This window comes from Streptomyces sp. NBRC 109706 (genome assembly GCF_000974485.1).
GTDB lineage: Bacteria > Actinomycetota > Actinomycetes > Streptomycetales > Streptomycetaceae > Streptomyces.
On record NZ_BBOM01000008.1, the window covers coordinates 327,618 to 340,381 of the forward strand.

At 69.2% G+C, this 12,764-nt stretch carries 9 protein-coding genes; 7 read left to right on the forward strand and 2 right to left on the reverse strand.

Annotated features, from left to right (window positions below; translation table 11 throughout):
* Positions 1 to 5 precede the first annotated feature (5 nt).
* On the reverse strand, positions 6 to 1,211 hold the full coding sequence (locus tag AOM46_RS18630; RefSeq protein WP_234313848.1) for a cytochrome P450: 1,206 nt from the start codon (positions 1,209 to 1,211) through the stop codon (positions 6 to 8).
* 190 nt (positions 1,212 to 1,401) lie between these two features.
* A complete protein-coding gene (locus AOM46_RS18635; RefSeq protein ID WP_062213373.1) occupies positions 1,402 to 2,676 on the reverse strand; it encodes an ROK family transcriptional regulator in 1,275 nt (424 codons plus the stop codon).
* A 313-nt stretch (positions 2,677 to 2,989) separates the two neighbouring features.
* Here AOM46_RS18635 and AOM46_RS18640 point away from each other — a divergent pair, with 313 nt between their 5' ends.
* The 7 genes from AOM46_RS18640 to AOM46_RS18670 all read left to right on the forward strand — a co-directional run bounded on the left by AOM46_RS18640 (position 2,990) and on the right by AOM46_RS18670 (position 12,749).
* Positions 2,990 to 4,678 carry an ABC transporter substrate-binding protein gene (locus tag AOM46_RS18640; protein ID WP_078856949.1) on the forward strand — a complete coding sequence of 563 codons (1,689 nt, stop codon included), beginning with the start codon at positions 2,990 to 2,992 and terminating at the stop codon, positions 4,676 to 4,678.
* A 9-nt stretch (positions 4,679 to 4,687) separates the two neighbouring features.
* Entirely contained in the window at positions 4,688 to 5,677 is a 990-nt protein-coding gene (locus tag AOM46_RS18645; protein ID WP_062213375.1) for an ABC transporter permease, read from the forward strand.
* A gap of 15 nt (positions 5,678 to 5,692) precedes the next feature.
* Positions 5,693 to 7,609 (forward strand): dipeptide/oligopeptide/nickel ABC transporter permease/ATP-binding protein, encoded by a 1,917-nt coding sequence (locus AOM46_RS36105; protein WP_370592740.1) that lies wholly within the window; start codon positions 5,693 to 5,695, stop codon positions 7,607 to 7,609.
* Positions 7,606 to 8,532, forward strand: a complete 927-nt coding sequence (locus tag AOM46_RS18655) for an ABC transporter ATP-binding protein (RefSeq protein WP_078856951.1) — start codon at positions 7,606 to 7,608, stop codon at positions 8,530 to 8,532. Before AOM46_RS36105 ends, AOM46_RS18655 begins: the two co-directional genes overlap by 4 nt.
* Before the next feature lie 273 nt (positions 8,533 to 8,805).
* Positions 8,806 to 11,277 carry a glycoside hydrolase family 2 protein gene (locus tag AOM46_RS18660; RefSeq protein WP_062213377.1) on the forward strand — a complete coding sequence of 824 codons (2,472 nt, stop codon included), beginning with the start codon at positions 8,806 to 8,808 and terminating at the stop codon, positions 11,275 to 11,277.
* Positions 11,278 to 12,120: a LacI family DNA-binding transcriptional regulator gene (locus AOM46_RS18665; protein ID WP_062213379.1), complete on the forward strand. Its 843-nt coding sequence runs from the start codon at positions 11,278 to 11,280 to the stop codon at positions 12,118 to 12,120. It begins immediately after the preceding gene.
* 38 nt (positions 12,121 to 12,158) lie between these two features.
* Entirely contained in the window at positions 12,159 to 12,749 is a 591-nt protein-coding gene (locus AOM46_RS18670) for a DinB family protein (RefSeq protein ID WP_062213381.1), read from the forward strand.
* The last annotated feature ends 15 nt before the right edge of the window (positions 12,750 to 12,764 follow it).

Sequence of the window (12,764 nt, forward strand, 5' to 3'; positions counted from 1 at the left end):
ACCGGTCACCAAGCGACCGGTAGCTCATACGGATAGCGCCAGATGGACTCGTCGTTCCATCGGACATCCTCGGCCGGCACGGCCAGGCGCAGGCGCGGGAACCGGGCCAGCAGGGTGCCGATGGCGAGCTGCAGCTCCATCACCGCCAGCGGCGAGCCGATGCAGTGGTGGGCCCCCCAGCCGAAGGTCATATGCGGCGTCGGCGCCCGGTCCAGATCCAGCTCGTCCGGCCGCTCGAAGCGTTCGGGGTCGCGGTTGGCCGCCAGATAGGACACGTGCACCGTGTCGTTGGCCCGGATCGTGACATCGCCGATCCGGACGTCCTCCAGCGCGATCCGGGGAATGCCGACGCCCTTGCGGAACGGGATGAAGCGCAGCAGCTCCTCCAGCGCGTCGGGCAGCTTCTCCGGGTGCGCCCGCAGCTTGGCCAGCTGCTCCTCCTGGGTGAGCAGGGTGTAGGTGATGTTGCTGAGCTGGTAGGTGCTGGTGTCGTGGCCGGTCATCATGAGAACCATGGCCATCACCGCCAACTCGTCGGGCCCCAGGCGCTCGTCGCCGTCCCTGGCGGTGGCCAGCGAGCTGATCAGGTCGTCGCCGGGCTCGGCCCTGCGGCGCTGGGTGAGCTCCTGGAAGTAGCCGCGCAGCTCGGCCTTGGCCTGGATCGCGGTCTCCCTGGTGGACGGGCCGATGGCCATCATCGCCATCGCCCGGCGGCGCAGCTCGGGGCGGTCGTCCTCGGGAATGTCGAGGACCTCGCAGATGGTGGTGAGCGGGAGCCGGGTGGAGAGATGTGCGACGAGATCGGCCGGCGGCCCGTGGTCCGCCATCTCGTCGAGCAGCCCGTCCACGATGCGTTGGGTGGCCGGCTTCATCCGCTCCACCTTGGGGGCGGTGAACGCCTGGGCGACCAGCCGACGGAGTCGGCTGCTGACCGGCGGATCCAGCAGGTTGATCGATTCGGACTGGACGATGGGCTCCGGGGTCATCCGGGGGAAGTTCCGGCCGGCCACCGCGGCGCGGCTGAACCGGCGGTCCGTGGTGACCAGTCGGACGTCCTCGTAGCGGGTGACCAGCCAGGCCGTGCCCTCGCCGTAGGGCATGGTGATGCGGGCGACGGGCGCCTCGGTCATCAGTCGCCTGAGCGACGGATCGAACGCCAGCCCCTCGGCGAAGTCGAAGGGGCAGTGGTAAACGGTTTCGGAGGGAGCCACGTGGGCGCTCCAGTTCATCGGGGATCGCCTGGACGAACGGTTGTGTCCCCGGACCGCGGTTCCGTCATGTGTCAACGGAGGGAAATTAACCCGTTAGTGGAGAGATACCGCGATATTTCTTTACTTCGCGTAGTGCGCCCCCCAAGGGTGCGGAGCGTGCACGACGTGCGCTCCCCGCGCTCCCGGCGGGTCAGCGGCTCACCGGGTGGCCGTGCGGCTCGGCGTCGCCCAGGTTATCCGGCAGCCTGGAGCCCTCGCGCAGCGGCACCAGCTCGGACTGGAGCACCAGCGCGGCGGCGCCGATGGCCGGGGCGGTGGCGGCGGAGCGGGACAGGCGCACCGTGATGGAGTGGGTGGCACGGGAGAAGAAGGAGCGGTTCAGCTCCTCCTGGACCACGGGCAGATAGATCGAGCCGGCGATGGCCAGGCTGGGCCCGGTCAGCACCAGCTGTTCGAGATCCATCACATTGGCCAGGGTGCGGGTGGCCACGGCCAGATGCCGGGCGGAGTCCTCCAGCAGGTCCTTGGCGCGGCCGTCGCCGCGCAGCGCGGCGCGGGTGATCGCGGCGAAGTCGGCGAGCCAGCGCGGCCGTTCGGGGGACTCGGTGAGCCCGGCCGAGCGGCTGAGCCGGGCGTCGGTCCTGGCGGCGGCGACCACGGCCCCCGGCCCGGCCAGGATCTCCGTGCAGCCGCGCGCCCCGCACCAGCAGAGGGGACCGTTGATATCGAGACAGATATGACCGATCTCGCCGGCGTTTCCGCTGGCGCCCCGGTAGGTGATGCCGTTGACCATCAGGCCGGAACCGATTCCGGTGCCCATATAGAGGGCGGCGAACGTGGACGTTCCGCCGACGTCGCCCGACCAGTGTTCGCCGAGCGCGGCGGCGGTGGCGTCGTTGTCCAGCACCACCGGAAGACGGGTGGCGTCCTCCAGCACTCTGGTCAGTGGGTAGTCTTCCCAGTGACGCATCGTCGGCGGGCTGAGCCGCATCCCACTGCTCTGGTTCATGGGGCCGGGAGCGACGAGTCCGAGGCCCAGTATCCTGCTGCGGTCGATGCCGGCTCCGTCGATCAACGCGTCGACCTCCGTGGCCATGCGGTCCATGATCACGGGCGGATCGTCGGTGCCCAAGCCCGCCCGGGACATCCGGGCGACCACCGAACCCCCCAGGTTGGTCAGCACATAGGTGATGCCAGCATGGTCGAGATGCACGCCGACGGCGAACCGGGAGGACTGGTTGAGCTGGAGCAGTACCCGGCGCTTGCCCCCGGTGGACTCCGCCCGCCCGGACTCCAGGACCAGGCCGTCGTCGATCAGCCTCCGCACCACGGTGGAGATGGTGGCACCGGTGAACCCCGTGGCCTTCACAAGCCCGACCCTGCTGATGGTGCCGGCGGCCCGGATCACGTCGAGGACGGCTGCCCTGCTGCTGGCATGGGGGGTCGCTCCGGCTGGTCCGCTCACTGAATCCTCCGCATCACGCACGGCAGTTCGCAACTTCGATATGCGTTGCGTGTGTAACGCTGCGCGACTCTTAGTTTATTTGGCTGATGAAGCATTTGGCCAGTGAGACGGCTGAGGCGGAGGAGACTCCCCCGACGCGATGGCGTCGGGTGCTCACGCATGCGCGGGGCGTGTTCGGTGGGGTGCACGCATGTCGTTGTCTGTTCGTGTCACTGGAGGGTTGACTTTGTTAATTCGGCGGCTTAACAATCACATACCCCTGGGTGACTCCGCCCATGCCCCAACGAAGGGGCAGGCAAAGAGAGGAACAAGAATGTCCTTGCACGCAAGGTGGCGGCGCGGGCGTACCGCGGCGATCGGGACGGTCACGATCGGTCTGCTGGCGGTCGGTTGTGGTGGATCGAGTGGCGGATCGTCAACCGACCCCGACACGTTGATCGTCTACACGGGTCTGGCCGATGACTGGCAGCGCAACTACAACCCGTACTCGCCGGAGGCGATCGAGGGAATCGGCAGCATCTACGAGCCGCTCTTCTTCTTCAACAACGCCCGACAGGACGACCCGGCCGGGCGGTTGGGCACCGAGTACGAGTGGAACGAAGACGGCACCGAGCTGAGCATCACCCTGCGCGAGGGCGTGAAGTGGTCGGACGGCGAGGACTTCGACGCCGAGGACGTCGCCTTCACCTTCGACCTGGTCCGGGAGACTCCGGCCTTCAACAGCTTCGGTTTTGACGGTGCGACAGAGGTCGTCGACGAGTCCCATGTGGTCGTCAGCTTCGAGACCCCCGCCTATATGGACGCCCCGCAGCTGCTCGGCAAGTCACCGATCGTGCCCGAGCACATCTGGTCCGGTATCGAAACGCCCGAGACCGACATCATGGCCGAACCGGTCGGCACCGGCCCCTTCGTGCTCAGCGACTTCAAGCCGCAGGCGTTCACCATCAGCGCCAACCCCGACTACTGGGACGGCGAGCCGCAGCTGAAGAACATTCGTTATGTCGCCCTCTCCGGTAACCAGGCCGGCGCCGACGCGCTGGCCGCGGGTGAGATCGACTGGCAGACGGGCCCCGTGCCCGACATCGCCAACTTCGAGGCGAACCACGAGGGTTACAAGTCGATCACCATCCCGATGAACCAGATGGTGCTGGTGACCTGCGCCAACCCCGAGCTGGGCTGTGAGGGGCCGCAGACCGACCCGGCCGTCCGGCAGGCGATCTTCCACGCCCTGGACCGGGAGACCCTCAACTCCCTCGCCTTCCAGGACACCGCCAGCGAGATATCGCCCGGATTCGCGCTGCCCGAGCGGGACGCCGCCTATGTCTCCGCCGAGTTGGAGAACCGCACCGCGAACATGAGCCCGGACTTCGCGCAGGCCGAGGAGATCCTGGAGGGCGCCGGCTATGTGAAGGGCGGCGACGGGATCTACGCCAAGGACGGCGTCAAGGTCGAGATGAGCGTCCGGGTGGTGGCCGGCTGGACCGACTACATCACCGCCGTCAACACCATGTCGGAGCAGCTGACCGAGGCCGGTATCAAGCTGAACGTCAGCCAGGCGTCCTGGAACGAGGTCACCGACGCTCGCAACACCGGCAACTTCGAGCTGGCCATCGACTCGCTCTACCCGGGTGCCTCGCCCGACCCGTACTACATCTACTACCAGTTCTTCCACAGCCAGAGCACCAAGCCGGTCGGCGAGAGCGCGAACCCCAACTGGTCCCGTTACGCCAACCCCGAGGTGGACGCGGCGATCGAGGCGCTGTCGGAGCTCAACCCCGAGGACGGCCAGGAGGCGCGGCAGGAGTTCTACAACACCATCCAGAGCAACATCGAGCGGGACATGCCGTACATCCCGCTGCTGGTCGGTGGCACCACCAGCCAGTTCAACTCCGGGAAGTTCTCCGGTTGGCCGACGGACGTCAACCTCTACGCGTTCCCGGCGGTGTGGAGCCGCCCGGACCAGGCGGAGATCTACCGCAGCCTGAAGCCCGCGGGTGAGTGACGCTGCCCTATGAGGTACTACGCCCGGAAGCTCGGGTTCTACCTCGTCGCCCTCTGGGCGGCGTTGACCCTGAACTTCTTTATTCCGCGAATGATGCCGGGCAACCCGGTCGACGCGCTGCTGGGCAAGCTCCAGCAGCGTGGCGGCCAGGTCGGGCCCGAGGTGCGCGAGTCCTATGAGGTGCTGCTCGGCGGCAACTCCGGCGAACCCCTGTGGAACCAGTACTTCTCCTATCTGGGGAACCTGGCCAGGGGCGAACTGGGCGTTGCCACCAGTGCCTTCCCCGCGCAGGTCACCGACGTCATCGGGCAGTCCCTGCTCTGGACGATCGGATTGGTGGGTATCGCGACGCTGCTGTCGTTCGTGCTGGGCGTGGTGCTCGGCACGGTGGTGGGCTGGAAGCGGGGCTCCCGCCTCGACGCGCTGGTCCCGGCCACCACCGTGCTCTCCGCGGTGCCCTACTTCTGGCTGGCCCTGATCTTCGTGCTGATCTTCTCCACCAACCTGGGCTGGTTCCCCCGGCACCACGGCTACGACGTGGCGCTCAGCACCGGTTGGAACTACGAGTTCATCAGCTCGGTCATCGAACACGGCACCCTGCCGGCGCTGACCATCGTGGTCTCCTCCGTCGGCGGCTGGCTGCTGGGCATGCGGAACATGATGGTGTCGACTATCTCCGAGGACTACATCCTCACCGCACAGGCCAAGGGTCTGCGCAACAGCCGGATCATGACCAGGTACGCGGCGCGGAACGCGGTCCTGCCCTCGGTGGCCGGATTCGCGATCTCGCTGGGCTTCGTGGTCTCCGGCTCGATCATCACCGAGCAGGTCTTCTCCTATCCGGGCATCGGCTCGCAGCTGCTCCAGGCGGTGCAGAACAGCGACTACGCCCTGATGCAGGGGATCTTCCTGGTGATCACGGTGGCCGTGCTGGCCGCCAACCTGGTCGTGGACCTGCTGTACGGCGTCATCGACCCCCGTACCCGAGTCGAGAACTGATCAGGAGCCGGCATCGTGACCCAACTCAGCCCGCTCCCCGGCGGCGCCGAAGAGAGCGCGCCGCTCACCGGGAGCACCCCCGATCCGATCGCCGCGGCACCGCGACGTGCCAAGAGCGGTCTGCGAGCCCTGCTGCCGAGCTGGTCGGCCCGGCTCGGCGTGGGACTCTTCCTGGTGCTCGGCATCGCCCTGTTCGGCATCGTCGGCCCGGCGTTCTTCCCGAACCCCAACGCCATCAACCCCATCGGTCAGCAGCCGCCCAGCGGCGAGTACTGGCTGGGTACCACCCAGACCGGTCAGGACGTGCTGGCCCAACTGACGCACTCCACCCGGGGATCGCTGCAGATCGGCCTCCTGGTGGGGGTGCTGGCCACCCTGCTCTCCGCCGTCTTCGGCATCATCGGCGGCTATGTCGGCGGCATCGTGGACGAGGGATTCTCCCTCTTCAGCAACGTGATGCTGGTGATTCCGGGACTGCCGCTGGTGATCGTCATCGCCGGCTTCGTGCCGGCGGAGGACCGAGGCTGGTGGACCGTCGCGCTGGTGCTCGCGGTCACCGGCTGGGCGGCGGCGGCCCGGGTGCTGCGTGCCCAGACGCTGTCACTGCGCAACCGTGACTATGTGGCCGCGGCCCGAGTCGCCGGCGAGCGCCGCTGGCGGATCGTCTCCGTCGAGATCCTGCCGAACCTGCTGCCGCTGCTGGCCTCGCAGTTCGTCTTCGCGGTGATCGCGGCCATCCTGGCCGAGGCGGGCCTCTCCTTCCTCGGCCTGGGCGCCTCCAACAGCCACACGCTGGGCACCATGCTCTACTACGCCCAGAACGGCTTCGCGCTGCAGTACGAGGCCTGGTGGTGGTTCGTGCCGCCCGGGCTGTTGATCGCACTGTTCGGCTGTGGTCTTGCGCTGATCAACTTCAGCATCGACGAGATCATCAACCCGAAGCTGCGGATCGCCCGCAAGGTCAAGGCGGTCGGAGACGTCGCCGAATCGGTCGTCAAGCGGGACGCCGAGCCCGAGGAGGCGCCCGCCGACGCACATGGCGAGCCGGTGCTCACCGTGCGCGGCCTCAACGTGGTCTACCAGACGGACCGCCCGGTCCACGCGGTCAAGGATGTCTCGCTCACCCTGACCAGGGGGGAGATCCTGGGCCTGGCCGGCGAGTCGGGCTGTGGCAAGACCACCCTGGCCTATGCCATCAACCGGCTGCACCGGCCCCCGGCCGAGGTCACCGATGGCACCGTCACCTTCCACGACAGGTCGGGCCAGGACATCGATCTGCTCTCGCTGCAGAACGAGGAGCTGCGGGTCTTCCGCTGGTCCAAGCTCTCGATGGTGTTCCAGGGCGCGATGAACTCGCTCAACCCGGTGATCTCCATCCACGAGCAGCTGGACGACGTGCTCACCACGCACCGTCCCGAGATGTCCAAGGAGGCCAGGCGGGCCAGGTGCGCCGAGGTGCTCACCCTGGTGGGCGTCGATCCCCAGCGGCTCGACTCCTTCCCGCACGAGCTCTCCGGCGGAATGCGGCAGCGGGTCATGATCGCGATGGCGATGCTGCTGGACCCGCAGGTGATGATCATGGACGAGCCCACCACCGCGCTGGACGTGGTGGTACAGCGCGGCATCCTGCGGGAGATCATCAGGCTCCGTGACGAGCTGGGCTTCGCGGTCGTCTTCATCACCCACGACCTGCCGTTGCTCCTCGAACTCACCGACCGCATCGCGGTGATGCGCGCCGGGGAGATCGTCGAGTACGGGCCGGCCGAGGAGATCTACGAGCGGCCACGGCACGCCTACACCCGTCAACTGCTCGAATCCTTCCCGAGCCTGACGGGCGAGCGGGGCTCCTTCATCCGCAGCGGCGCGTCCGCCCACGGGGACGGCCCGGCGGTGGCGAGCGGGAACGACGCGAACGAAAGGGCGCAGCCATGACCGCACTTGAGGTCCGCGACCTGGTCAAGGACTACCCGATCCGTTCAGGACTGCGGCGGTCCACGCTGCGCGCGGTGAACCATGTCTCCTTCACCCTCACCCCCGGGCGCACCGTGGCCCTGGTGGGGGAGTCGGGGTCGGGCAAGTCGACGGTGGCCAAGACCATCGCCCGGTTGGAGCGACCCACCGGCGGACGGATCATCGCCACCCAGGACGACGGCAGTCCGGTCCGCGACCGCGACTACCGCGACCATGTGCAGATGGTCTTCCAGGACCCGTTCGCCTCGCTGAACCCGTTCCACAGCATCGAGCACCATCTGGCGCGTCCGCTGCGGCTGCACGGCAAGGCCAGGGGGCGGGAGGAGACCAGGCGACAGGTCGAGCAGCTGCTGGAACGGGTCAACCTGACCCCGGCGTCCGAGATGGCGCCCCGCCGGCCGCACGAGCTGTCCGGTGGCCAGCGGCAACGCGTCGCCATCGCGCGGGCGTTGGCCCCGGGGGCGCAGGTGGTGATCGCGGACGAGCCGGTGTCCATGCTGGACGTCTCGATCCGGCTCGGCGTGCTCAACCTGCTGGCCAGGCTGCAGCGGGAGGACAACCTGGCGGTGCTCTACATCACCCATGACCTGGCCACCGCCCGGCACTTCTCCGACGAGATCCTGGTGATGTACCGGGGGCGGGTGGTGGAGCGCGGTCCCTCGGACGAGGTCATCCTCAACCCGAGGCACTCCTACACCAAGCTGTTGGCCAAGGCGGCGCCCAACCCCGACGAGCGCGGGCGCTCGTTGGCGGACTCGCCGGGCGCCATCACCAGCCAGGACCTGGGGCGTGGCTACGACCATGCCAGCGGCTCCTGGTACGAGTTCGACCGGCCCGTCTCCGTCCCCCTGCAGGGCGCGGGGCCGAGGGCCGAACAGCCCTGAGCGGCACCGGGCCGCCCCTTCCGCCACGCGCGGCGAGGGGCGGCCCGGGACCGGGGTCATGTCACCTTTCGTGACGGGCCCCTTGGTCCTCTTACGTTTCAATATGTGACCTGGGTCACTCACGTCCGTGGCCCTCTGATGGGTGACACGCCTACCACCTGTGACAAAAGCCCAGCTGGGGCCTGCGAGAGGGAAGTTGTCTGTTGACTTACTTAATTCGGCGGCATAACAATCATGAGGTCGTAAGCCGGTAATCTCTGGGGAGTAATCACGATGATCCGCCATGCCCTGCACGATGGTTGGCATCTCAAGGCGATCGCCGGTCCGGTGCCGGACCACATCGCCGACCGCACGGTGCCGGCCCAGGTGCCGGGCAGCGCGCACACCGACCTGCTGACCGCGGGACTGATCGAGAACCCCTACCTCGACCGCGTCGAGGAGGACCTGGTCTGGGCGCACCGCACCGACTGGCGCTATGCCACCACCGTGCACGCCGAGGCGGCGGCGGCCGACGAGCGGGTGGATCTGGTCTTCGACGGTCTTGACACCGTGGCCACCATCGCCTGGGGCGGACACGAACTGGGCTCCACGGCCAACATGTTCCGCGGCTACCGCTTCGACGTACGCGAACTGCTCGACGGCGGCCCGGCCGAGCTGGTGGTCACCTTCCGCTCCGCCCTCGCCTACGCCGAGGAGGCCGAGCAGCGCCTCGGCCCGCGCCCGCACGTCTACCCGCACCCGTTCAACGCCGTCCGCAAGATGGCCTGCAGCTTCGGCTGGGACTGGGGCCCCGACCTGCAGACCGCCGGCATCTGGAAGCCGGTGCGCCTGGAGCGCTGGCGCACCGCCAGGTTGGCCCGGGTCCGTCCGCTGGTCACCGTCGACGACCGGGGCGTGGGCCGGGTCGAGGTGCACGCGGACATCGAGCGGTCGGGGCTGGGCGCCCCGGCGGAGCTGACCCTGACCGCCACCGTCGCCGGCCGCACCGTCGACGTCACGGTGCCGGCCGACGCCGCCACCGCCACCGCGACCGTCGAGATCCCCGACGTCGCGCTCTGGTGGCCGGCCGGCTACGGCGAACAGCCGCTGTACGAGCTGACGGTCGCCCTGACCGCCGGCGACGAGTCCCTGGACTCCTACGAGCGCCGCGTCGGCTTCCGCACCATCACCCTGGACACCACCCCGGACGAGCAGGGCACCCCGTTCACCTTCGTGGTCAACGGCAAGCGGATCTTCGCCAAGGGCGCCAACTGGATCCCGGACGACCACTTCCTGACCCGGATCACCCGCGAGCGCCTTGAGCGCCGGGTGGACCAGGCCGTGGGCGCGCACATGAACATGCTGCGCATCTGGGGCGGCGGCATCTACGAGACCGAGGACTTCTACGACGTCTGCGACGAGCGCGGCGTCCTGGTCTGGCAGGACTTCCCGCTGGCCTGCTCCACCTACGCCGAAGAGCCGGAACTCTGGGACGAGTTCGAGGCCGAGGCCAGGGAGAACGTCGCCCGGCTCACCCCGCACGCCTCGCTCGCGGTGTGGAACGGCGGCAACGAGAACCTCTGGGGCTATATGGACTGGGGGTGGCAGGAGGAGCTGCGGGGCCGCACCTGGGGCCTGGGCTACTACAACGACCTCTTCCCCCGGGTGCTCGCCGAACTCGACCCCACCCGCGCCTACTCGGCGGGCAGCCCGATGAGCCCCGGCTACGCGCCCACCGAACTGCACCCCAACGACCAGGACCACGGCACCCGCCACGAGTGGGAGGTGTGGAACCGGGTGGACTACACCACCTACCGGGACCACACCCCCAGGTTCTGCTCCGAGTTCGGCTTCCAGGGCCCGCCCACCTGGGCCACCCTCACCGACTGGATCACCGAACGGCCGCTCACCGCCACCTCGCCCGGGTTCCTGCTCCACCAGAAGGCCGACGACGGCAACGGCAAGCTGGACCGGGGCATGGCCCCGCACCTGCCGGACACCGACACCTTCGAGGACTGGCACTGGGCCACCTCCCTCAACCAGGCCCGCGCGGTGGCCTTCGGCATCGAGCACTTCCGCTCCCACTGGCCGCGCACCGCCGGTTCGCTGGTCTGGCAGCTCAACGACTGCTGGCCGGTCACCTCCTGGGCCGCCGTGGACGGCGACGAGCGCGTCAAGCCGCTCTGGTACGGCCTCAGGAACGCCTACGCGCCGAGGCTGCTCACCGTCCAACCTCGCGGGGAGCGCACGGTGTTGGTCGCCGTGAACGACACCGACGAGCGGTGGGAGGGCGAACTCCGGCTGGAGCGTGTTGCGTTCGACGGCGAGGTGCGCGAGGCCGCTACCATTCCCCTCGGCGTCGCCGCCCGCTCGAACGCCGAGATCGAGCTGGCCGACGCCCTGTTGAAGCCCGCTGACGCACGACGGGAGGTACTGGTGGCGACCGCGGAGGAGATCAGGGGCTTCCATCTGTTCGAGGAGGACCGCGATCTGGCCTACGACCCCGAGGCGCTTACCGCCACCGTGACCCCCGTGCCCGGTGGATACCAGGTCGAGGTGCGGGCCGGGGCCTTCGCCAGGGACATCACCCTGCTCGCCGACCGGGTCGCCCCCGACGCCGTGGTGGACGACGCGCTGGTGACGTTGCTCGCCGGCGAGAGCCACACCTTCACGGTGCGGACCGACGCCGAGGTCGATCCCGCCGAGTTGACCGGGCCGCTGGTGCTGCGCGGTGTCAACTCCCTGCACGCGGCGGTGCAGGGCTGAGTGGGCCGTTCAGAGGCCGTCGGCCTGGTCCTGGCCAGGCCGGCGAGACTGCTCGGGGTCGAGCCGTTCTTCATGGAGTTCATCGCCGGCATCGAGGAGACGCTGGCCGAGCGTCGCCTCTCGGTGCTGCTCCATGTCGTCGCCACCCATGACGAGGAGATCGCCACCCACCGGCGGTGGGCGGAGCGCGATCTCGTCGAGGCGGTCGTCGTGGTCAACCTGACCGTCGGCGACCGGCGCCCCGATGTGCTCGCCGGACTCGGGCTGCCCGCCATCATGGCGGGCGCCTGGGACGGCGGCCCCGACACCCCGGCCGTTGTCACCGACAGCACGGGCCCGGTGCGGGAGGCCCTGGCCCGGCTGCTGGAGCTGGGCCACCGGCGGATCGCCCGGGTCACCGGGCCGGGCGCCCTGGTCCACACCAGGGCGCGCACGGCGGCGCTGACCGACGGCTGTCGGGCGGCGGGCATCGAGCCGGTGCTGCTGGAGGGCGACTACTCGGCGGAGGCCGGCGTCGAGCTGACCGAGCAGCTGCTGCGACGTCAGGAACGGCCGACCGCGATCATCTACGACAACGATGTGATGGCCGTCGCCGGTCTCGGCGCCGCCAAGGCGGCCGGGATCGAAGTGCCCTCGCAGCTCTCGCTGTTGGCCTGGGACGACTCCACGATGTGCCGTCTGGCCTCGCCCGCGCTCTCCACCATGAGCGTGGACGTGCACCAGTTCGGCGTCTCGGTCGCCGAATCGGTGCTCGAACTGATCGACGGACGCCCGGTGACGCCCCGCTGGTCGCCCGCCGCCCGGTTCGTCCCGCGCGGTACCACGGCGCCGCTCACCGGCTGAGCCCGGCGTTGTCAGTGGCGGGTGCGAGACTTCCGGGCATGGACGAGAGCAAGGCCAAGGCCGACCTTCAGCGATATCTCCGGAGCGCCCGCGACGCGCTGGTGTGGAAGCTCGAAGGGCTCGGCGAGTACGACGCCAGACGGCCGCACACCGCCACCGGCAGCAATCTGCTGGGGCTGCTCAAACACGCCGCCGGCGTCGAACTCGACTACTTCGGGCAGGTCTTCGGCCGCCCCTGCCCGGACGCGCCGGCCTGGGTGGGGGCCGAGGGCGAGCCCAACCACGACATGTGGGCCACGGCGGAGGAGTCGCGCGCCGATATCCTCGCCCTCGCCCACACGGCCTGGGCCCACGCGGACGCCACCATCGCCGCGCTGCCGCTGGACGCGGTCGGGCGGGTGCCCTGGTGGGCCGAGGCACGCCGCGAGGTGACGCTCCACCAGATCCTGGTCCATGTGATCGCCGATCTCCAACGGCACGCCGGGCACGCCGACATCCTCCGCGAGGGGATAGACGGAGCGGCCGGCCTCCAGGCGGGCAACGACAACCTGCCGCCGGTCGACGCCGACTGGTGGGCCGCCTACCGCGAGCGCCTTGAGCGCGTCGCCAGGGAGGCCGAGGCGCGCTGAACGACCGCGCGGAGG

Excerpts from the sequence above, each read along its gene's own strand:
- AOM46_RS18640 (WP_078856949.1), top strand. The coding sequence starts at position 2,990 with ATGTCCTTGCACGCAAGGTGGCGGCGCGGGCGTACCGCGGCGATCGGG.
- AOM46_RS18645 (WP_062213375.1), top strand. The coding sequence starts at position 4,688 with ATGAGGTACTACGCCCGGAAGCTCGGGTTCTACCTCGTCGCCCTCTGG.
- AOM46_RS18655 (WP_078856951.1), top strand. The coding sequence starts at position 7,606 with ATGACCGCACTTGAGGTCCGCGACCTGGTCAAGGACTACCCGATCCGT.
- AOM46_RS18660 (WP_062213377.1), top strand. The coding sequence starts at position 8,806 with ATGATCCGCCATGCCCTGCACGATGGTTGGCATCTCAAGGCGATCGCC.
- AOM46_RS18670 (WP_062213381.1), top strand. The coding sequence starts at position 12,159 with ATGGACGAGAGCAAGGCCAAGGCCGACCTTCAGCGATATCTCCGGAGC.